Annotated in this window: 18 protein-coding genes; 5 read left to right on the top strand and 13 right to left on the bottom strand. The window is 71.8% G+C overall.

Annotated features, from left to right (window positions below; genetic code table 11):
• The first annotated feature begins 77 nt into the window (after positions 1-77).
• Positions 78-1,238, top strand: a complete 1,161-nt coding sequence (locus KBX34_RS05610; protein ID WP_210923596.1) for an SAM-dependent methyltransferase — start codon at positions 78-80, stop codon at positions 1,236-1,238.
• On the opposite strand, the gene KBX34_RS05615 is transcribed toward KBX34_RS05610, so the two are convergent.
• A complete protein-coding gene (locus KBX34_RS05615; RefSeq protein WP_210923597.1) occupies positions 1,235-1,693 on the bottom strand; it encodes a hypothetical protein in 459 nt (152 codons plus the stop codon). The two genes, KBX34_RS05610 and KBX34_RS05615, sit on opposite strands and share 4 nt — an antisense overlap.
• 244 nt (positions 1,694-1,937) lie before the next feature.
• Between KBX34_RS05615 and KBX34_RS05620 the strand changes: the two genes are divergently transcribed.
• Positions 1,938-2,354, top strand: coding sequence for a helix-turn-helix domain-containing protein (locus KBX34_RS05620; protein WP_088950292.1), 417 nt, complete (start codon positions 1,938-1,940; stop codon positions 2,352-2,354).
• A gap of 29 nt (positions 2,355-2,383) precedes the next feature.
• Here the strand turns inward: KBX34_RS05620 and KBX34_RS05625 are convergent, their stop codons facing one another.
• From KBX34_RS05625 to KBX34_RS05635, 3 genes are all read right to left on the bottom strand, one after another.
• Positions 2,384-3,310 (bottom strand): hypothetical protein, encoded by a 927-nt coding sequence (locus tag KBX34_RS05625; RefSeq protein WP_210923599.1) that lies wholly within the window; start codon positions 3,308-3,310, stop codon positions 2,384-2,386.
• A 367-nt stretch (positions 3,311-3,677) separates the two neighbouring features.
• A complete protein-coding gene (locus KBX34_RS05630) occupies positions 3,678-5,801 on the bottom strand; it encodes a RecQ family ATP-dependent DNA helicase (protein ID WP_210923600.1) in 2,124 nt (707 codons plus the stop codon).
• 39 nt (positions 5,802-5,840) lie between these two features.
• On the bottom strand, positions 5,841-7,652 hold the full coding sequence (locus KBX34_RS05635; protein WP_210923602.1) for an AfsR/SARP family transcriptional regulator: 1,812 nt from the start codon (positions 7,650-7,652) through the stop codon (positions 5,841-5,843).
• Between the two features lie 143 nt (positions 7,653-7,795).
• Between KBX34_RS05635 and KBX34_RS05640 the strand changes: the two genes are divergently transcribed.
• Positions 7,796-8,617: a hypothetical protein gene (locus KBX34_RS05640; protein ID WP_210923604.1), complete on the top strand. Its 822-nt coding sequence runs from the start codon at positions 7,796-7,798 to the stop codon at positions 8,615-8,617.
• Positions 8,618-8,685: 68 nt separating this feature from the next.
• Here KBX34_RS05640 and KBX34_RS05645 read toward each other — a convergent pair whose 3' ends face one another.
• The 7 genes from KBX34_RS05645 to KBX34_RS05675 form a co-directional block, all read right to left on the bottom strand.
• On the bottom strand, positions 8,686-9,432 hold the full coding sequence (locus KBX34_RS05645) for an SDR family NAD(P)-dependent oxidoreductase (RefSeq protein ID WP_210923606.1): 747 nt from the start codon (positions 9,430-9,432) through the stop codon (positions 8,686-8,688).
• Positions 9,433-9,547: 115 nt separating this feature from the next.
• The gene (locus KBX34_RS05650; RefSeq protein WP_099848772.1) at positions 9,548-10,651 is read right to left on the bottom strand and encodes a branched-chain amino acid ABC transporter permease; all 1,104 of its coding nucleotides are present in this window, start codon (positions 10,649-10,651) and stop codon (positions 9,548-9,550) included.
• Positions 10,648-11,538, bottom strand: coding sequence for a branched-chain amino acid ABC transporter permease (locus tag KBX34_RS05655; RefSeq protein WP_088950297.1), 891 nt, complete (start codon positions 11,536-11,538; stop codon positions 10,648-10,650). The genes KBX34_RS05650 and KBX34_RS05655 overlap by 4 nt, the downstream gene beginning before the upstream one ends.
• Entirely contained in the window at positions 11,538-12,263 is a 726-nt protein-coding gene (locus KBX34_RS05660) for an ABC transporter ATP-binding protein (protein ID WP_199176979.1), read from the bottom strand. The genes KBX34_RS05655 and KBX34_RS05660 overlap by 1 nt, the downstream gene beginning before the upstream one ends.
• Before the next feature lie 11 nt (positions 12,264-12,274).
• Positions 12,275-13,018: an ABC transporter ATP-binding protein gene (locus KBX34_RS05665; protein WP_088950298.1), complete on the bottom strand. Its 744-nt coding sequence runs from the start codon at positions 13,016-13,018 to the stop codon at positions 12,275-12,277.
• 3 nt (positions 13,019-13,021) lie between these two features.
• The gene (locus KBX34_RS05670) at positions 13,022-14,221 is read right to left on the bottom strand and encodes a substrate-binding domain-containing protein (RefSeq protein ID WP_210923608.1); all 1,200 of its coding nucleotides are present in this window, start codon (positions 14,219-14,221) and stop codon (positions 13,022-13,024) included.
• A gap of 524 nt (positions 14,222-14,745) precedes the next feature.
• Positions 14,746-15,861, bottom strand: coding sequence for a glycerophosphodiester phosphodiesterase (locus KBX34_RS05675; RefSeq protein WP_210923610.1), 1,116 nt, complete (start codon positions 15,859-15,861; stop codon positions 14,746-14,748).
• A 141-nt stretch (positions 15,862-16,002) separates the two neighbouring features.
• On the opposite strand from KBX34_RS05675, the gene KBX34_RS05680 reads away from it, so the two are divergent.
• Positions 16,003-17,337, top strand: a complete 1,335-nt coding sequence (locus KBX34_RS05680; protein WP_210923611.1) for a TrkH family potassium uptake protein — start codon at positions 16,003-16,005, stop codon at positions 17,335-17,337.
• A 17-nt stretch (positions 17,338-17,354) separates the two neighbouring features.
• The gene (locus tag KBX34_RS05685; RefSeq protein ID WP_099848778.1) at positions 17,355-18,023 is read left to right on the top strand and encodes a TrkA family potassium uptake protein; all 669 of its coding nucleotides are present in this window, start codon (positions 17,355-17,357) and stop codon (positions 18,021-18,023) included.
• Between the two features lie 41 nt (positions 18,024-18,064).
• Here KBX34_RS05685 and KBX34_RS05690 read toward each other — a convergent pair whose 3' ends face one another.
• Together KBX34_RS05690 and KBX34_RS05695 are read right to left on the bottom strand one after the other, a co-directional pair.
• A complete protein-coding gene (locus tag KBX34_RS05690; RefSeq protein WP_210923613.1) occupies positions 18,065-19,714 on the bottom strand; it encodes a serine/threonine-protein kinase in 1,650 nt (549 codons plus the stop codon).
• Between the two features lie 71 nt (positions 19,715-19,785).
• Positions 19,786-21,348 carry a fused MFS/spermidine synthase gene (locus KBX34_RS05695; RefSeq protein ID WP_210923614.1) on the bottom strand — a complete coding sequence of 521 codons (1,563 nt, stop codon included), beginning with the start codon at positions 21,346-21,348 and terminating at the stop codon, positions 19,786-19,788.
• Positions 21,349-21,377 lie beyond the last annotated feature (29 nt).

Consider the following 21,377-nt stretch of genomic DNA (forward strand, 5'->3'; position numbering starts at 1 on the left):
ACACCTGACATCCCCCGCACCGCCTCGCGCGGTACGGGGGATGTTCCCTTCCCACCCCACCTGCCGAAGATGGAACGATGCCGGAACCACTGGATGTTGCCCTGACCGAGGTTCGGGCGCTGCTGCTCGACCCCGCGCTGACCCGGGCGGTCGCCGCCGGACGACGCCGTGGGCGCCATCCCGTGGTGGCTCGGGCCGAACTGCGGCCGGTGCGGCTCAAGGCCGGCCCGCGACTGCAGATCGCCACCTCCGACGGCACCCGCCCGTACACCCGCAACGTCGCCCCCGGTCCGGAGGCGATCCAGGCGATCGACGAGCTGCTGGCCGAACCGTTCGGCAACTGGCACGTGGAGACAGCCGACGCGACGCTCCAACTCCGGGTGACCAAGTCCGGCGAGGCGCAGGTGCACCGCGCCGCGACGTCCCGCCCGGCGGCCACACCGAGCGGGAACGACCGGACGAAGGAATACCTGCTCGACCCCGGTGACCCGATCTTCGCCGAGATCGGTGGCTCGGCGGCCAAACGCCGCCAGGTGGACGCGTTCCTGCGTGCCCTGGCCGCGACCCTTCCCGACGATCTGACCGGTTCGCTGCGGGTGGTCGATCTGGGCTGCGGCAACGCGTACCTCACGTTCGCCGCGTACCGCTACCTGGCAAGTCGAGGGCTCGACGTCCAACTGATCGGCGTGGACGTCCGGGAGGACCAGCGGCGACGCAACACCGAGCTGGCGCAGCGGCTGGGCTGGGCCGACCAGATCAGCTTCGTCGCCGGCACGATCGCCGACGCCGTCGTCGACCCCGCACCCGACCTGGTGCTGGCGCTGCACGCCTGCGACACCGCCACGGACGAGGCGTTGGCCCGCGCAGTGCGCTGGGAGGCCCGCTGGGTGCTGGCCGCGCCGTGCTGCCACCACGACCTGGCGAAGCAGCTCCGCGCCCACCCCACCCCGGCACCGTACGAGCTGCTGACCCGGCAGGGCATCCTGCGCGAGCGCTTCGCCGACGTGCTCACCGACGCACTGCGCGCCGGGTTGTTGCGGGTGCACGGGTACCGGGCCGAGGTGGTGGAGTTCGTCGACTCCCAGCACACGCCACGCAACCTGCTGATCCGTGCCCGCCGCACCGGCAGCGAGGCCAGCGCACAGCAAGACGCGGAGTACCGCGAACTGGTGGACCAGTGGCAGGTCACACCCCGACTGGAGACCCTGCTCTCCGCCGCCGAGGAGCCCGCCGCCTAGCGACGGCGATCGCTGCCGCCACTGCGGCCCCGGGCACCGTTGCGCTCGCCGGCGCCACGGTCGAGGACCGATATCCGGTCGCCGCCGTTGCGCTGGGTGGCCCGCTCACCGTCGCCCAGGGCGGTCGGGAAGGGCACGACCTTGCCCGCGCTCTCGGCGTTGCCGGCGGCGGCGAAGGCGTTCCAGGAGATGTCCACCAGCAGCTTCTTGGTCTCGGCGTGCCGAATGGCAGCGCTGTGCTGCAACGCCATCCGGGCACCCAGCACGACCGCGACCAGCGTGGTGGTGATCGCGCCGGTGGCAGCCAGCACCTGGAGACCGGTCGCGGAACTGGTGCGGAGCACCAGAACCAGCAGCCAGATCCAGAACGCGGCGGCGAAGACGCCGGCCTTGGCAACGAAGAACAGGCTCACCGCACCGGGCTGGTACGGCTGGGGGCGGCTCGGTTCGGCCATGGTGCTCCTCGGGCGGTGGTGCGGTCGGACGCGGCAGACGGGACCATGCCGGGACGGGCACCGAGCTTAGTGGAAGAACGATAGTGATCGCTTGATGCAATTTCCGGTCGGCATCATGCTGTCGCGGAAAAGTCTCGTCCACGGGACAGATTGTGCGGTCAGTCAATTGTTTCCGGCTGTGGGCGTACTACCCTCGGAAAGGCGCATCGTCCCGGTGCTGCGGCAGGGGGAAAGACATACAGGGATGGGATCAGCCGAGGTATCACCGCAGATGGCCTTCGCCCGCTTCGTCCGGCGCGCCATCGATGACGCTCGTGACGAACGTGGCTGGACCGTGACCGATCTTGCCTCGCACACGGGCGTGGGACGCTCCACCGTGTTCCGCTGGTTGGCGGGTGACTGGCAGGATTATCCCGAGCTGGCCAAGGTGCGCGGCTTCTGCGCCGCACTGGATCTACCGGTCGCTGCCGCGTTCCGCGCGCTCGGGCTGCCCGACGCCGGCCCCACCCCCCGGCGACGCCACGACGACGGCCCCGTCGAAGCCGACGTCCGCGCCATCCTGGACCGGCTGGCCGACCCGACGGTCCCCGCCGAGGAGAAGCACCACATCCGCGACCTGCTCCGCTACCTGGCCCGCCGCCCCATCCGCCGAGCCGGCTAACCCCCCGGGGCGGAGGGGCCCGGGTGGGATTAGGGGACCGTGAGGGTGAACTCGGCGGTGTGGACTTCGGTCCCTACCTGGAAGTCCAGGTACAGGCGGTAGCGGCCGGGGCCGGGGGTGGTCAGCCAGAACTTGATCTGGCCGTCCACCAGCTCTGGTTCCGGGTGCACGTGCAGGTAGCCGAGGTCGCCCTCGCGCAACGCCACCAGATGCCCGTACGCCCCGAGGTACCGCTCCAGCGGGGCGGCGCCGCCAGCACCGTCGACCCGGAACGTCAGCGGCACTGTCGCCCCCGCCTGCGGGGTGCCCTGGTAGCCGACCGTGAACCGGCCCACCGTCGTCGAGGTGGCCGGACCCGGCAGCGAACGAGGCTGGTAGTCACCGGGCACGACCAGGTCCGCGCCGAGGGTCACCGCGGTCTGCGCGCCGTTGTCGGCGACGACGGTGAAATCGGCGTACGCGCGCCAGACCCCGGACTGCGCGAGGGTCAACGGCACCGACCAGGTGCCGTCCGCCGCCATGGTCGGGTGCAGGTGCTGGTAACCGGTCAGGTCCCGACGGACGACGATGAGGTGCATCGGCTTGTCGTGCACGACGGCGAAGCGGGTGACGGGCCGGCGCTGCACGTCGCGCACCTGGAAGCGGAGCTGACCGGGCCTGCCGGCCGCGAACTCGGTCGTCAGGGGCGCCAGGGTGAACCCGGCTGAGCTGACCGCCAGACCGCCCGGTTCGGTGGCCGTGCCCTGATCGGTGCTCGCGGCGCTGCCGTGGTTGTGCGGCCCGGTCCCCGGCGGGTCGGTGTGATCGGCGGCCAACGACGGGCTGCCGGTGGCGGTGCCTGTCGTGTTCATCCGGCCGAGGCCGAAACCGAGCAGCACCGCCAGCACCAGCCCACCGACCACCAGCGCCAGCCGGAGCGTGCTCCGGTCCGGCGCGGCGGAGACCTGGTCAGGCACCGCCGACGCCCAGCACGTGGCCCGCCTCGGCGACGGCGGTCCTACCCGTGACGTCGTGCGCGCGGGTGACGGGCTGCTGGTCGGTCATACCCCCACGGTACCGCCGCGTCGGGGCGGCCCAGGCCGACGCCCGGACGGCGTGGCGACGGTCGCATTCGACGCCGCCCGGGAACTTTCCCACCCGACCTGCGCAGACCGCGCCGCAGCGCCGGTCAACGCCCTCGACCAGGCATGGACGACGCCCCGAACCCCGTGCAGCCGAGGATTGGCGCAGACCTCCCTGCAGCGCCTCGACCCGGGCACGGACCGCGCCCCGAACCCGAGCAGCGCCGACGACCGCCCGGCGACCGACGGGAGGGGCGGCGGGTCAGCCGGCGACGGCGAGGGCGAGCGGGAGCACGTCGGGCGCACCGGCCCGGCGCAGGGCCCGAGCGACCAACGTCATCGTCCAACCCGAGTCGATCAGGTCGTCGACGAGCAGCACCGGGCCGTCCAGGCCCGTCAGGGCGTCCGCCAGGTCGGTCGGCACGGTGAAGGTGTCGTGCAGCGCGCGTACCCGTTGGGCGCTGTTGCCGCGCGGCCCGGCCGGACCGCCCGGACCGGCCGGGATGACCTCGCCGAGCAGCGGCAGCCGGCCCACGGCGGCGATCCGCTCGGCGAGCGACCCGACCAGTCGGGGCCGTCGCCGCGAACCGACCGCGACCACCCCCACCGGCCGGCGGGGCCACGGGTCGTCGCCGTGCGCCCATGCCTTCAACACCTCCACCACCGCGCCGACGACGTCGTCGGGCACCGGCGCGTCCAGCGCCTCCGGGCCGACGAGATCACGCAACCGGCCACCCCAACCGAGGTCCGACAGGCGCCCGACGGCACGGCCCGGCAACGCCTGCTCCGCGGGGGCGATCCGGCCCTTGAGGGGTACGCCCACCGCGTCCAACCCGGTCGGCCAGAGCTTCTTCGGGGCGATCTCCACGCCGGGGCGGCCCAGGAAGGTCTGCGCGGCGGCGAGCGCGGCTGTCGACACGTCGGCAGAGAAGAGCGGGTCGGCGCACCTGTCGCACCGGCCGCAGTCGGTCGCCCCGGTGTCGTCGAGGCGTTCCCGTAGATACCGCATCCGGCAGTCGGACGTGGTCGCGTACTCCCGCATGGCCTGCTGCTCGACGGTGCGCGCCTCGGCGACGCGGCGCAACCGGGCCTCGTCGTAGACCCAGGGCTCGCCGGTGGCGAGCCATCCACCGCGCACCCGGCGGACCGCGCCGTCCACGTCGAGCACCTTGAGCATCAGCTCCAGCCGGGTGCGGCGCAGGTCGACGAGCGGTTCGAGGGCCTGGGTGGAGAGAGGGCGGTCGGGGTGCAGGGCGGCCAGCACGGCGCGCACCTGCTGCTCCGGTGGGAACGCCAGCGAGGCGAAGTATCGCCAGATGGCGGCGTCCTCGACGCCGGGCAGCAGCAGCACCTCGGCGTGCTCGACGGCGCGGCCGGCGCGGCCGACCTGCTGGTAGTACGCGATCGGCGAGGGCGGCGCGCCGAGGTGGACGACGAAGCCCAGGTCAGGCTTGTCGAAGCCCATGCCGAGGGCGCTCGTCGCGACCAACGCCTTGATCTTGTTGTCGAGCAGGTCCTGCTCGGCGGCGCGCCGGTCGGCGTCGTCGGCCTGCCCGGTGTACGACGCCACCGGGTAGCCCCGGGACCGCAGGAACTCGGCCGTCTCCCCCGCTGCCGCGACGGTCAGCGTGTAGACGATGCCCGAGCCGGGGAGCTGATCGAGGTGGTCGGCGAGCCAGGCCAGCCGGTGTGCCGGGCTGGGCAGGTCGAGGACCCCGAGGCGCAACGACTCGCGATCCAGGGTGCCGCGCAGGATGAGGGCGTCTCCCAACTGCTCGGCCACGTCCTGGGTGACCCGCGAGTTGGCGGTGGCGGTGGTCGCCAGCACCGGGGTGCGCTCGGGCAGCTCGGCGAGGAAGGTGCGCAGCCGCCGGTAGTCCGGCCGGAAGTCGTGCCCCCAGTCGGAGACGCAGTGTGCCTCGTCGACCACCAGCAGCCCGGTGGTGGCGGCCAGCTTCGGCAGCACCCCGTCGCGGAAGTCCGGGTTGTTGAGCCGTTCCGGGCTGATCAGCAGCACGTCCACGGCACCGGTCTGGATCTCCGCGGTGATCTCGTCCCACTCGTCGAGGTTCGCCGAGTTGATCGTGCGGGCCTTGATGCCCGCCCGGGCCGCCGCCTCGACCTGGTTACGCATCAGCGCCAGCAGCGGCGAGACGATGACGGTCGGGCCGTGCTCCCCGCGCTCGCGCAGCAGGGCGGTGGCCACGAAGTAGACCGCCGACTTGCCCCAACCGGTCCGCTGCACACAGAGCACCCGTCGCCGGTCGACGACCAGTGCCTCGATGGCCCGCCACTGGTCCTCACGCAGACGGGCGTGGTCACCGGCCAGCCGGCGCAGCACCGCCTCGGCCCGCTCCCGGATTGCCGCCCGCTCTGCTGTCTCCACCCGGCATTTCTACCAGCCCAAGTCGGATAACCCCCACGATCAGCGGGGCACAGTGGGCGCCGCCTCCACCACCGCCGGCGTGTCCGTCGGCAGGACGGGCGGCGGCAGGAACAGCAGGACGCCGCGGAGACCGTCGACAACCGCGAGGGGCAGCGCGCAGCGCGCGGCCAACTCCTCCATCGACGCGTACGGGCCGCGTACCCACCGGTCCATCGCCACCTGCTGGCGTTGCGCGTCGGTGAGCCCGGGCAGTGTGGCGAGCACGTGGTCGGGTACGGCGTTGATGTCCACGAGCCCGCCGTCGTCGAAGGCGCGGGGCAGGTCGGGGCGGCCGATCGCGAACTCCAGACGCGCCGAGGGATAGCGGTGCAGCAGGTTGCGCGCCTGCTCGCGGCGCAGCCGGCGCTCCTCGTCGCGTGCCTGCGCCATCTGCGGCCGACCGGTGATCCGCCCCCAGACCCACCGGTTGAGCAGGACCACGTGCAGGGCGCCCACCAGCCAGCAGAGGCCGAGCACGCCGAGCCCGAGGAACGCCTCGGCCGCCGAGTCCTCCTTCTCCAGGTCGTCGGTGGCGATCATGAAGACCAGCAGCACCGCGGTGAGGAGATAGCCGACGGCCGCGAGGCCGAGCCGTCGACTGCGGCGCCGCACCGCGTACGCCAGCATCACCAGCCAGGTCCCGGTGCCGAACGAGAGCAGTGGCAGGAGGGTGCCGGCGACGGTGGCCGTGGTGCTCACCCATGTCGGCAGCGGGTGCCGCTCCCGGCGCGGCTGGTCGACCGCGAACGGGGACGGCGGCCCGGCGGGCAGGCCGGCCAGAGCGGGGTACAGAGGCGAGGGCAGGTCCGCGTACGGCGGGACGGCCGCCTGGGGCAGCGGGCCCGACGCTTGGGGCGATGGGCCCGAGGCCCGGGGCGGTGTGGTCGCCTGGGCCGGGACGGCCTGGGCGGGCGGTGGTGCGGAGGGCGGTGCGGCCGGGGCAGCCGGATGTGAGTCGGCGGACGGGTGCGCCGGCACCCTGTTCTCCGCCTGCCGCGCGGCGGAAGCCGAAGCTGGCCACCCTGTTTCCGGGACGCCGGCGGTGAGGGTCGGGTCGGCGCGCAGGATCCGACCGTGCAACTCGCGTAACGCCTCGCCGGGCCCGATGCCGTATTCCTCCCGGAGCAGGCTGTCGATATCCCGGTAAGCGGCCAACGCCTCGGCCTGCCGTCCGCTGCGGTACAGCGCCAGCATGTACTGGTGGCGCAGCCGCTCCCGGACCGGGAACTCGGCCACCAACTCGACCAACTCGCCGACCAGCTCGCGGTGCCGCCCGCTGTCCAGTTTCAGCTCCGCGCGGGTCTCCAGGGCGACGGCCCGCAACTCCACCAGGCGGTGCCGGGCAGCCTCGAACACCGCACCGGAGAAGCCGGTGAACGGCTCCCCGTGCCACAGGTCCAGAGCGGCGGTCAGCTCGGCGAGCGCCTGCTCCGTGACGCCGGACTCGTGCCGGCGCCGGGCGGCCTGGACGCCCCGCTCGAAACGGACCGCGTCCACCGCCTCGGGATCCACCCGCAGCAGATAGCCGGCGTCGGTCAGGCTGAGCACCTGCCCCGGTGTACGCGGCGACCGGTCCGGCTCCAGCACCCGGCGCAGCCCGGCGACGTACTTCTGCACCACGTTGGGGCCGTTCGCGGGCGGATCGTCCGGCCAGACCGCCTCGACGATCTGCCCGGTGGCCACCGGACGACCCGTGGAGAGCAGCAGCACGGCCAGCACCGCCCGCTGCTTGCCGGGACCGAGGTCGATTTCACGGTCGGCGAACCAGGCCCGCTGAGGCCCGAGGATCTCGAAACGCAGCGCTCCCGACATGCGAATTTCCGCTCCTGACACCCCCGACGATCGCCGGACGGCAGTGCCCGGCAGCCGGACGGCAGCATATCGGCAGCCGTACCGCCGTGCCCGGCGGCAACATGGTCATCGGCACAAGCCACGCAGCGAGAAAGAGAAATGTGATGACACAGGCAACGGGCAGCGCGAGCACCATCCGACGGACGGTGGGCGCGGTCACCGCCATGCTGGCCACGACCACCCTGGTGGTTGGGTGCGGGCCCAAGAGCGAACCGACCTCGGCACCGCAGAGCGGCCCGAGCGCCAGCCCGACCGTCGACCCGAAGCAGGCGCTCCTCGACGCCGTCCCGGACGGCACCGAGGGGACGTTCAAGTTCAGCGGCAAGGACTCCTCCAGCACGCACAGCGGGCGGGTCGACCCGGCTTCGAAGGCTGTCGAGATCAACACCACTGGCGCACCGGGCTCCGACGGCATCACCACGAAGATGTCGTTCCTGCTCATCGGTGAGGAGGTCTGGCTGAAGGCGAAGTTCAGCGGCCAGCCGGGCCTGCCGAAGTTCCCGGACAAGTGGATGAAGCTGGACCGCACGAAGCTGGCCGAGAGCGACACCATCCCGGCCTACGACGGTGCGGACCAGGGCAACGCCGGCCCGCTCATCGAGGCGGCCACCTCCGTCAAGGAGCAGAGCCCCGGGCAGTACGCCGGGGTCGTCGACGTGAGCACTGGCAACGCGGCCCAGGTGCTGGAGGAGGGCGAGGCGGCAGCGCTCGGCGAAGCTGCCAAGTCGGTGCCGTTCACCGCAGTTGTCGACGCGGACAAGCACCTGACCTCACTGACGCTGAAGATCCCGGCCGCCGGCAAGGCGAAGGCGTACGACTACGTCGTCACCTACGCCGACTACGGCACCTCGCCGAAGATCAGCGTGCCGACCGGTTCCGCCGCGACGAAGGCTCCGGCGATGGCCTACGAGATGCTGAACGGCTGACCCACGACGCAGGAGGGCGGCGGCCACACGGGGGGCCGCCGCCCTTCAGTCGTTCATGGGGGCGTGCATCAGCGGCCGAGGACCGAGCCCCCGTTGACGCCGAGGACCTGACCGGTGACGTAGCCGGCGGCCGGGCTGGCGAGATAGCGGACGGCCTCGGCGATGTCGTCCGGCAGGCCGGCCCGCCCGACCAGGGTCGCCGCTACCCGCTTCGCGTGCCCCTCGGCGGTCATCCGGTCGCCGAAGAACTCGGTCTCTGCGACATAGCCGGGGCTCACCACGTTGACCGTGATCTGGTCCGGGCCGAGCTGAGCCGCCAGGTCGTACGCCCAGCCGTGCAGGGCCGCCTTCGCCGCCGAGTACGCCCCGCCGCCGCCGCGCTGAGCGGCGATCGAGCTGACCAGGATCACCCGCCCGCCGGGGCGACGCAGTGCCGGCCGCAACGCCTCGGTCAGCAGTACGGCGGTGAGCACGTTGGCGTCCAGGTTGGCCCGCCAGTGTGCGGCGGTCCCGGCCAGGGTGCCGGTGTCCCCGCCCAGGTAGCCGCCCGCGTTGTTGACCACCACGTCGACCGGCCGACCGTCGACCGCCGCGAGCACCCGGTCGAGCTGCTCCGGGTCGGTCAGGTCGGCGGTGACCGCGTTGACAGCGTTGGCCCGACCACACTCGGCGGAGATCCGTTCGGCGGCGGCCGACAGCACATCCGACCGCCGGCCGACGATCAGAACGTCGTACCCGTCCCGAACGAGCGCCTCCGCAACGGCGGCCCCGATCCCGGTCCCACCCCCACTGACAACAGCAACCCGAGAGTCCATCTCCCCAGCCTCCCCCTCCGCAACAACACCCCGTCGATCATGAAGTTATCGCCATCCGCCGCGGCGTGTCGTGGCTATAACTTCATGATCGACGGGGGCAGAAGGGGGGTTGGGGTCAGCGTGGGGGGCGGAGGGTGCGGGTTAGGTGGGACAGGCGGGGGGCCAGGCTCGTCAGGCCTCCTGGGAAGAAGTAGACGGCCAGGATGAAGACAGTGCCCAGGACGAACAGCGGCTGGCTCAGCGGGTGGCTGAGGACGGCCGGCAGGTTGTCCACCGCGTCGCTCGTGCCGAACGCGGTGAGCCGGTGGTCCAGGTACATGTAGAGGACACCGCCGAGCACCGGCCCCCACCTGGTGCCCGGTCCGCCGAGCACCACCATGACCAGCAGCGACAGGGTCAGCTCGGAGGACGTGATGTGCGGCGACGCGCCGCCGACGATGAGGACGTAGACCACCCCGCCCGCCGACGCCAGCCCGCCGGCGAGGGTGAACGCCACCAGCTTGTAGCGGTACGGGTCCAGCCCGAGCACACCGATCCGCCGCTCGTCGTCACGCAGCCCGGCGAGCACCCGACCGGTCGGGGAACCGCTCACCCGGTGCACCACGAAGACCACCAGCGTCAGGTACGCGAGCGCCAGCCAGTACAGGTTGACGGTGTTCGTCACCCCCACCAGCCCGGCGGGCAGCCCGGACACGTCCAGCGGCAGACCTTCCTCGCCGCCGGTGAGCCCACCGAAGTCCCGGGCCACCAGGATCGCGCCGACCTGGGCGAAGGCCAACGTGACCATGGCGAACGCGATGCCCACGGTGCGCAGCGCCACCGCGCCGAGCAGCGCGGCGAGGATCGTCCCGCCGGTGATGGTCAGCAACGCCGCCTGCCACAGCGGCAGACCGGCCCGAGTGATGAGGATGTCGGTGCCGTACACACCGGCCGCGAAGTACAGCGCGTGCCCGAAGGAGAGCATGCCGGTCCGGCCGAAGAGCAGGTCGTACCCGGCCGCCAGACCGCCGAAGATCAGGCAGATGGCGAGCAGTTGCAGGGTGCCGGGCGAGTTGACCGGTCCCTCGAAGATCCCCGGCAGGGAGATCGTCGAGTACGGCAGGATCGCCAGCACGACCAGCGCGACCAGCGGCAGGAACGGGCGGACCCGGTGCCACCGCCCCCGCTGCGGGGTCAACTCGTCGGGCACCTGCGCGGGAGGCGCGTCGATCACCGTCATGCCGTTGCCACCTTTCCGGCGATGCCCTGCGGGCGCAGCAGCAGCACCACGGCCAGCAGCCCGACCACGCAGATGTCGCCCAGCCCGGACGTGCCGTAGTAGTTGACGAACTGCTGCACCAGACCGACCACGACCGCCGCGTACGCGGAGCCGACCACCGAGCCCATCCCGCCGATCACCACCACGATGAACGCGAAGATCAGCAGCGAGCTGCCCTGACCGGGCGAGACGGTGCCGAAGTAGACCCCGCCGAGCGCACCGGCGAGCGCGGCGGCCGCCCCACCGATCGCGAAGACCAGCGTGAACGCCTTGCGGACGTCGATGCCGAGGGCGGTCACCATCTCCCGGTTCTCCACCCCGGCCCGGATCACCAGGCCGTACCTTGTCCAGCGCAGGAACGCCAGGATCGCGCCGAGCACCAGCACCGCCGCGATGATCAGCAGCAGGCCGCCGTTGGGCACCTGCGCGCCGAGGATCCCGGTCACCTGCCGAGTCCAGTCGGGACGCGGGAACGGGCGTGCGTCCGCACCCCAGGTGGCCTGCAACAACGCCACCCCGGCCAGGGACAGGCCGACGGTCACCAGCACCTGCTCGATGGTGCGGGAGTAGAGCGGGCGGATCAGCACCAGCTCGACCAGGATCGCGACCAGCGTGCCGGCGGCCACCCCGAAGGCGACAGCGAGCACGAAGCCGAACCCGTCGGAGCCCGCGCCCGGCAGGTTGCCCGCCGCCCACCAGGTGCCGTACGCGCCCACGCCGAGGAACAGCCCGTGCGCGAAGTTGAGCACGTCGGCCAGACCGAAGACCAGGGACAGGCCCGACGCGACCAGGAAGTACAGCGCCGCCAGGCCCAGCCCGGTCAACGCCAACAGAATCACGGTCCCCATCAGTGGGACACCTCCGCCGAGCCCACACCCAGCAACGACCTGGTCAGCGCCGTCTCCAACAACAGTTCACGGGCGTCGCCGGTCCAGGCCACCTTGCCGGCGGCCAGCACCACCGCATCGCGGGCCAGTCGGCGTACGACGGCCAGGTTCTGCTCGACGAGCAGCACCGGCACCGACTCCGCGACCCGTTCCAACACCTCGGCCACCTCGGTCACCACCTTCGGCGCCAACCCCTTGGTCGGCTCGTCGACCAGCAGCAGCCGGTTGTCGTTGAGCAGCACCCGCCCGATCGCGAGCATCTGCTGCTGCCCGCCGGACAGCGAACCCGCCCGTTGCCGTCCGCGCCGGTCCAGCTCCGGGAAGAGCGCGAAAACCTTGTCGTACGCCGGGCTGGTGCCGCGCCGCTCGGCGAGCCGCAGGTTCTCGGCGACGGTGAGGCCGGCGAACACGCAGCGGTCCTCGGGCACGTAGCCGAGCCCACCGCGGACCAGCCGGTGCGTGCGCTGGGCCAGCAGGTTCTGCGCACCCATCCGGATGGTGCCGCGGACCTCCCCGGCGGGCGGGGTGAGGCCGACGATCGCGCGCAACGTGGTGGTCTTGCCGACGCCGTTGCGACCGAGCAGGACGGTCACGCCGGTCGGGGCCACCGCGAAGGACACCCCCTGCAGGATGTGCAGCCCGGAGATCCGGACCGACAGGTCCTCCACAGTGAGAACTGGTTCCATCAGGCCCGCGCTCACAGCGACTCCCCCAGGTAGGCCTCTTGCACCGTGGGGTTCGCCATCACCGTCTCCGGCGTGTCGCAGGCAAGCAGCGCGCCGTGGTGCATGACGGCGATCCGGTCGGCCAGCTCCAGGATGACGTCCATGTGGTGCTCGACCATCAGCACCGCCCGGCCGCTGTCGCCGGTCAGCGACTTGATGACGGCCACCAGTTCGGGGATGTCCTCGGCGCTGACGCCGGCCATCGGTTCGTCCAGCAGCATCACCCGCGGTTCACCGGCGAGCAGCAGGGCGATCTCCAACTTGCGCTTCTCGCCGTGGGCCAGGGTGCCGGCGAGTGCCGTACCCCGGTGGGCGAGACCGACCCGGTCGAGCGCCGCGTCGGCGGCGGCGGCGACCTCCCGGTCGGCCGCCGCCCGCCGCCACAGTGCCATCGAGCCCCCGCGGTGCGCCTGCACGGCGAGCCGGACGTTCTCCCGCACGCTGAGCGAGCCGAAGACCGAGGACGCCTGGAAGGTACGGCCCAGTCCGAGGCGGGCCCGCCGGTGCGGCGGGAGCGCCCCGATGTCCTGACCGTCCAGAACTATCCGGCCCTCCGTGGCCCGGCGCAGGCCAGTGATCAGGTTGAACAGTGAGGTCTTGCCGGCGCCGTTCGGCCCGATCACGCCCAGGAACTCCCCGGGCGCGAGGTCGAGGTAGACGCTGTCGACGATGGCGACCTCACCGATCCGCCAGGTCAGACCGCGGGTGGCGAGCATGGGTCAGCCCTTCATCGCCACGGCCGGTGGCGCGGACTCGTCACCGGTGAGGCTCTTCTGCGCGGTGGCCGTGAACTCGGTGCCGCTGCCGGTCAGCTTGGCCTGGAACATCGGCTGGAGCAGCGCGTGGTCGGCGGCCCGGATGGTCATCTTGCCCTTGACCCCGTCGAAGCTCCAGCCCTCCAGGGCGGTGACCATCTTGTCGACGTCGTCCCCGCCCTCCTGCGCCGCGCGGACCACCATCTGGGCGGCGGCGAAGCCGTCCGGGTGGAACAGGTCGATGGTGGTGACCTTCGCCTTCAGGGCCTTGCTGGCCTCGGTGTCGCTCGCACCGTCGAAGTAGTGCGACAGGAAGGAGATCTTGGCGCCGGCGGTGCCAAAGGTCTGCCACGAGGCGCGGATGTCCAGGCCCGTGACGACAGTGGTGGACGAGAGCACGCCCTGCTGGTCGAGGGTCTGCCACATCGCCGGGGCGGTGGTGCCCGCCCAGGCCACGAACAGCAGGTCCGGCTTCGCCGCCTTGATCTGGCTGGCGAACGGGGTGAACTCGGTGGCGCTGGCCGGCGCCCGGACACTGCTCACGGTGGCGCCCGCGCTGCCGATGACGGCCTTCACGGCTGCCTCGTTGGCGTCACCGAACGCGCCGTCCTGGGCGAAGACCACGACCTTCTTGCCGGCCGGGTCGCCGATGAACGACTTGGCGGTCACCACGTCCTGGTAGGACTGCCGGCCGGAGCGGAACGTGTACTTGTTCGCGCCGGTCACCGCGTCGGTGGCGGCCGGGCCGGAGACGAACAGCACCTTGTTCTGCGCGGCGATCGGCGCGACCTGGAGCGCCACGCCCGAGGCGGTGGAACCGGCAATGATCTTCGCGCCCTTGCCGATCAGGTCCTTCGCGGCGGAGACCGCCTTGGCCGGGTCGCCCGCGTCGTCGACCTCGGTCAACTCGATCTTCCGGTCACCGACCTTGCCGGTGCCCTTGGTGGCGAAGTCCAGCCCCGCCTTGAAACCCTCGATGTACTGCTTTCCATAGCTGGCCAGGGCACCCGACTGGGAGTACACCAGGCCGACCTTGACCGGCGCGGCGTTGTCGCCGCCGCCGGTGGCGGTGTCCTGCGGGCTACCACAGGCCGTGGCGGCCAGCGCCGCGGCCATCATCGTGGCGGCGGAGAGGAACACCCGCCGCGTCGTCCGGACCGTCATTGCGACTCCACATGAGGACTCGGAGGGAGAGAACTTCTTCGTGACGGCTCACGCTAGAAGTGACGTCACCCACGAGCTATGTGGCGGAAACACACAAGTAACAGGAATGAGGTGGCCGGGGGTTACAACGGGCCGCACGGTCACCGGAGAGCCGGCGCTCCCGGTGGCCTGAACCTCCACGGACCACCCGAGGTCTGTGTCGCCTCGCCCCATCTGCCCCGATCGGTCAACCACAGGGACCGGCGTGGGCCGCCGGGCGCGGGCGGCGCCGATGACCGTCGAGCGGGCGAAGATCGCGTCAACTTCCCTGTTGTTGCTGTCTCAACCCGCCGCAAGGCAGCAACATCGGTGAAGTTGCTGCCTCGTCCGGACCCCGGATGTGTCGTCGGCCCGCCGTCCGGGTGGCGGACGGCGGGCCAGCGGGTGGGCCGGGCGTGATCGGCCCGGCGGTCGGCTCGGAGCGGATCAGCTCCGGGCCGAGGTCGGCTCGGTGGGGGCAGGTTCCCCGCCGAGCCGCAGAGAGGTCAGTTCCCGGCTAGGGCGGCGACGGCGGTGTCCGGATGGTCGCTGAAGACGCCGTCCAGGCCCAGGCCGAGGAAGAGTTCGTACTCGGCGGTGATGTCGCCGCGCGCGTTGGGGTCGGTGCCGATCCGGAAGTCCACCGGGAGGAACTGGTTCTCCGCGCGGAACGTCCAGGAGTGCACGAGCAGCCGCTCACGGTGCGCGTCGCGCACCACGTTGGTCGGGGCGAGCAGGGCGCCGGTGGCGTCCCGGGGCACGAGCAGGTTCTTGTTCGCCCCGATGCCGTCGGCGTACCCGGCGATCCACTTCAGCCCGGCCGCCGTGACGAGGTCCTGGTAGCCGCGGGTGTCACCGGCGACGGTGAAGTCGTACGGGCGGCCGGCGGCATCGAGCAGTTGGACCAGCTTCACGTCGGTGACCCGGCTCAGCCGTCGCAGGTTGGCCGTCTCGAACGACTGGATGAAGACCGGCGAGTTCCTGCGGTCCAGCTTGTTCTGCCGCAGCACCCGCAGCAGCGGCTCCTCCAACGGCAGGCCGATCGACGTGAAGTAGGTCGGGTGCTTGGTCTCCGGGTAGATGCCGATGGTGCGGCCCCGTGTCCGCCCTTCGGTCCGGGCCAGGTCGATGACCTCCTGGAGGGTGGGCACCTCGAAGCGGCCGTCGAACGCGGTGTTCGCCACGCGGACCTGCGGCAGTCGTTCCTTGGCCCGCAGCGTCTTCAGCTCGGCCAGTGTGAAGTCCTCGGTGAACCAGCCGGTCACGGCGACACCGTCGATGGTCCTGGTCGCCTTGCGGGCCGCGAACTCCGGGTGCGTCGACACGTCGGTGGTGCCGGAGATCTCGTTCTCGTGCCGGGCGACCAGGACGCCGTCGGAGGTGGACACCAGGTCCGGCTCGATGTAGTCGGCGCCCATCCGGATCGCCAGCCGGTACGCCTCCAGGGTGTGTTCCGGCCGGTAGCCGCTGGCGCCTCGGTGACCGATCACGATCGGCCGGTCGTTCGCCCGGGTGCGGTCCGCGCCGGTCGAGGGCTCGGCGGCGGCGATGGTGGGCACGGCCATGGCGGCGGCTGCGAGCAGCACGCCGGCCAGGCCGAGGGTCGAAAGGGTACGTCGCAACGCCGTCTCCTGTCGTGGGGGTGAGCCGCTTCAGGAGACCGCCCCGGGTTGGCCGGCAGTTGGTCGAGGGTTGGCCGGGAGGTGAATCTCCGGAATGAGCGTTCCCGCTCCGGGCGACGGGCGGGAAAGGAAGATTGTCTGGTGCGCCGGTTTTTCCGCAACCCCGTGCGGCTGGTGCCGCTGGGGTTCCTGGTGCCGATCCTGCTGGGCACCGGCCTGCTGATGACCCGCTGGTCGACCATCGAGCATCAGCGCCCACCCCTGGTCACCGCGTTGTTCACCGCCACGTCGGCGGTGTCGGTGACGGGGATGGCGATCAACGACACCCCCAACTACTGGTCCGGCGCCGGCCTTGTGGTGATCACCCTGCTCACCCAGCTCGGTGGTCTCGGCATCCTCACCGCGGCGGCGCTGGTCATCCTGGTGGTCTCACGCCAGCTCGGCCTGCGTAACCGGCTGCTGGTGCAGGCCGAGACGGCGGAGTTCGGCATCGGTGACGTGGGCCGGCTGCTGCGCCGGATCGCGCTCACCGTCTTCGCCTGCGAGGCCGTGATGACCGCTGTTGTCGCCGGCCGCCTCTGGTGGGCGTACGACTATCCGCCCGGACGGGCCCTGTGGTCTGGCGTGTTCCACGCCGTCCAGGCGTTCAACAACGGTGGTTTCGCGCTCTACACCGAGGGTCTGCTGGCCTTCGACCGTGATCCGTGGGTGTCGTTGCCGCTGGCGTTCGGGGCCATCGTCGGTGGGCTGGGGTTTCCGGCCCTGTTCGAGGCCGCCCGGGAATGGCGCAAGCCGGCTGGCTGGGCGGTGGCCACCAAGTTGACCATCTGGGGCAGCGTGGTCCTGCTGCTGCTCGGCTTCGTCGGCCTGCTCGCCGCCGAGTGGACCAACGCCAGCACCATCGGCTCGTACGACGTCGGGGGCAAGGTGCTCGCGTCGTTCACCCAGATCGCGTTGAGCCGCACCGGTGGCTTCAACGTGCTGAACATCGCGGACCTCCAGGAGGAGAGCTACCCGCTGCTGATCGTGCTGATGTTCATCGGCGGTGGCAGCGCCAGCACGGCCGGCGGCATCAAGGTGTCCACGTTCTTCCTGCTCGCGTTCACCATCTGGGCCGAGTTGCGCGGCGAGCCCGACGTGACGGTCGGGCACCGCCGGGTGGCCACCGCGAGTCAGCGGCAGGCCGTGACGGTGGCCCTGCTCAGCGTCGCGCTGGTGACGGCCGGGACCATGCTCCTGCTGCTGCTCACCGAGGGCGTGCGGTTCGTCGCGGCCCTGTTCGAGGTCACCTCGGCGTTCAGCACCACCGGGCTCACCGTCGGTCTGGCCAGCGAGCTGCCGGCCAGCGGCCAGCTGGTGCTGACTGTGCTGATGTTCATCGGCCGGGTCGGGCCGCTCACCCTCGGGTCGGCGATCGCCCTGAACACCCGGCGCAGGCTCTACCGCTACCCCCAGGAACAACCCATTGTCGGCTAGGAGCGAGGAGGGTCGAGGTGTCGGCGAGACGATCGGACGGCGGCGGCATCGTGGTGATCGGGTTGGGTCGCTTCGGCTGCCATCTGGCCGCGTCGCTCAACCGGATGGACCGCGAGGTGCTGGCCGTCGACCGCAACCCGGATCAGGTGCAGCGCTTCTCGGCGCAGCTCGACCGGGTGGTCCAGGCCGACGCGACGGAGGACGGTGCGCTACGGCAGCTCGGCGTCACCAGCTTCGGCCGGGCGGTGGTGGCCATCGGGGCGTCGGTGGAGGCGAGCGTCCTCACCGTGCTGGCGTTGGTCGAGCTGGGTGTGCCGCAGATCTGGGCGCGTGCCACCTCGCAGAAACACGCCAAGATCCTGTCGTCGGTCGGCGCGCACCACGTGATCTTCCCGGAGGCGGAGACCGGCGAGCGGGTGGCGCACCTGATCGTCAGCCGGCTGCTCGACTTCATCGAGTTCGACGACGACTTCGCGATCGCCACCGTCCGGGTGCCGGAGTCGCTCGTCGGGCGCACCCTGCTCGACCTGCGTCCGGAGGAGCGTTCCGGGGTCCGGGTGATCGGCGCAAAGGCACCCGGTGAGCGTTTCCGGTACGCCTCGGACGACACAGCGCTGGCGCAGGGTGGGCTGTTGGTCGTGGAGGGTGGGATCGACCAGGTGCAACGGTTCGCGGGGCGACGCTGACCGTCACTTCTTACCGCCAGGCCCCTTCCCCTTGCCCTTTGTCACTTTCCCGCTTTTCCCGGGCCACCACCCGGCCCTTTGCCCTTGCCGGGCTTCTCAGGCTTGGCCTTGGGGCCACCCGAACCCGGGCCGCCGCCAGCTGTCGCCGCCTTCGGCGGGGCCTTGGGTTGGGTCTTCGTCGTGGTGGCGGCTGTGCGCGCCGGGGCGGTGGACGGCGTGCTGCCGGCCACCCCGGAGACACGTACGCCGCAGGCCACGTCGCCGAGCCGGAACTCGACAGGCAGCTGGTTCGCCCCGCTGTACGTGCCGCTGAGGGTGAGCTTCTCGGCCGCGCCGGGCGCCAGCGTGGTGCGCTCGGCCACCGGCCGGACCAGCACTGTGTTCCCCTGCTGCTGCACCGGCGCGGGCTCCGCCTTCGTGACGGTCTGCTGACCGGGGAAGGTGAAACTCATCGCCCAGTCCCGCAGCTCACTCTCACCGGTGTTGGTCAACGTCAGCTCGGCGGCGAAGTCGGTGCCGGAGTCCGTGCGCAGCGCGTACGCCACCTCGCACGGCACCTTCTCCGGCAGGCCCATCCGGGCCTCGGTGGTCGGCCGGCCCTCGCCGCTGGCCGGGGTACGCGAGGTGAACCCCCACATCACGCCGGTGACCGCGATCAGCCCGACAGCGGCCACCCCGGCTTCCACCCGCCGACGACGGCTCACCCGCTGGCGGACCCTCTGGTCCCGTTGGCGGGTACGGGAGATCGGCAACGCGTCGGTCTCCGCCGACCAGGGCAGGATCGTGGTGCCCGCGCTGGCGAGCGCGGACGGGTCCAGCGGCCCTCCGGCCGGGGAGACCGGCACCGCCGCCAGCATCCCGGCCGCGTCGGCGAGGGTCCGGGCCACCTCGGCGGTCGCCGGCCGGTCCGCGGGTTGCTTGGCCAGGCAGCGCCGCACCAGGTCGGTCACCTCGTCGGGCAGCCCCGGCACCTCCGGCATCGGATCCGGGTCGGTGTACATGTGCGCCCGCAACATCTGGGTCGTGGTGTTGGCCTGCCACGGCAGCCGGCCGGTGAGCATCCGGTAGAGCAGCAGCCCGACGGCGTACACGTCGGTGGCCGGGGAGACCTGACCGTTGTCCAGCCGTTCCGGGGCGAGGTACGCGGGGGTGCCCAGCAGCGTGCCGTCCGGCCCCTTCTCGCTCTCCCCCACCAGCGCGGAGATGCCGAAGTCGACAACCTTGACCCCGGTCGAGGTGAGCATCACGTTGCCCGGTGTCACGTCACGGTGCACCACACCGCGGGCGTGCGCGGTGGCCAGCGCCGAGCTGACCTCCGCGCCGATGGTCATGGCCTCCCGCCAGGGAAGCTGGCTCTCCCGGCCCAGCCGGCTGGCCAGGGAGGTGCCGTCGATCAGTTCCATCACCACGTACGGCACGGTCAGCCCGACCTGCTCGGACTCGCCGTAGTCGTACACGTTGGTGATGTTGGGGTGGCAGAGCCGCGCGGCGGCCTGCGCCTCGATCCGGATCCGGTGGCGGAAGGCCCGGTCGCTGGCCAGCCGGGAGGCCAGCACCTTCACCGCGACCTGGCGACCGAGCACCTCGTCGTACCCACGCCAGACCACCGACATGCCACCCGCGCCGAGCTGCTCGATCAGCCGGTACCGCTGATCGAGCAGTTGCGCGCCCTTTCGGTCCCCACCACCCATGGTGTGCGTTGTTGCCCACAAGGAACCGACCTACACCCGGAGGATCGGAATCGGTCAGGATTGTCACTCGTTCAGGCGGTCGCCAGCAGTTGGTCCACCGGGGCGTAGTCGTCGGTCAACACCATCGCCCCACCGACGAAATCCGTCAGCTCCGCGCCGGACAGCAGGCTGACCTTGGGGTCCACCTCGCTCAGTCGGGTGCGGACGGCGTCCAGCGGCAGCGGCGCGTCGGAGCCGACGATGAGGAAGTTGGAACCCTGCTCCTCGGCGAGCGCCTCCGGCGGCGCGATCAACGCGACGTGCCGGAACTCGGCCGCCACGGTGGCCAGCTCGGCACGGATGAACCGCAGCGGCGGGTAGTCGATGACGTTCTGCACGTACACGCCGCCGGGGCGGGTGACCCGCCGGACCTCGGCGGCCATCTCCCGGGTGGCCAGGTGCCAGGGCACCACCAGGTGACCGAACGCGTCACCGACCACCAGGTCGCGGCTGTCCGTCGGCTCGCCGACGACCAGCATGCGGGCGTCGCCCACCACCGTCCGCAGCTGCGGCCCCGGGCGTACGCCCAGCTCCCACTCGCCCAGCTCGACCAGCCCGCCGTCGATCTCGAACACGACGTTCTCGGTGCCCGGCCGGGTCGCGGTCAGGTAGGTCGGCACGGTGAAACCGCCGCCGCCCAGGTGCAGCGCGTCCAGCCGCTGACCGGCCGGCGCGGCGACGTCGGCGACGGCGCCGATCCACTTCGTGTACGCGTACTCCAGGTGCTTCGGGTCGGCGAGGTCCACGTACGAGTGGTGGGCCGAGTTGAGCAGCAGCGTCCGTCCGGTGGGCCGGTCCGGGTCGGCGGTGACCCGGGCGCAGTGGTAGGCCGTCTCGATGTCGCACGGGTTGGGCGCCACGGTGGTCAGCCCTGCCCCGACCAGGCCGAGCACGGCCAGCGCGGCCCGGGTCCGAGCCGGACCGGGCAGCTCGGTGGGCTCCTGCCGGCGCAGGTACCAGCCGAGGCCGAGGCCGACCAGCCCGAGCGCGACCGCGAGGGTCAGCAGGATGACGGTGCTGCGCAGCGCGGCGACCAGCACGAAGCCGGTGAGCAGGGTAGCGGTGATGCCGCCCAGCGTGCCGATCCCGGAGAGTCGACCGACCACCTGGCCGGTGCGGCGCAGGTCGGCGAGCTGGAGCTTCACGACCAGCGGGGTGACGGCCGCCAGCAACGCGGCCGGCACGAACACGGCCAGCGCCACCAGCAGCAGGATCGCGCTGGCCGCGCCGCCCCGCAGCACCTCACCGGCGTACCGGACGACGGGCAGGGTGATGGCGGTGGCGATGCCGGCCAGCACCAGCGCCGGTGCCAGCAGGCCACGCGGGTTGCGCCGGTCGGCCAGCCAACCACCGGACCAGGCCCCGTACGCGATAGCGGCCAACGCGATGCCGATCACCGAGCTGGTCACCTGGAGGGTCACCCCGACGTAGGGGCCGACCAGGCGCAACGCGACGGTTTCCAGCACCAGTACGGCGCCGCTGGAGAAGAAGACCAGGAAGGCGGCCAGGCCGTTGGGCAGCGCCCGGCCGGTGACCGCAACGGGCGGGGCCGAGGACGCCGGCGGGGCCGCTACGTCGGACGGTGGGGTGCTCATCGTCGCGATGGTACGCAGCGAAGCTGGTG

Source organism: Micromonospora sp. M61 (assembly GCF_018070245.1).
Taxonomy (GTDB): domain Bacteria; phylum Actinomycetota; class Actinomycetes; order Mycobacteriales; family Micromonosporaceae; genus Micromonospora; species Micromonospora zamorensis.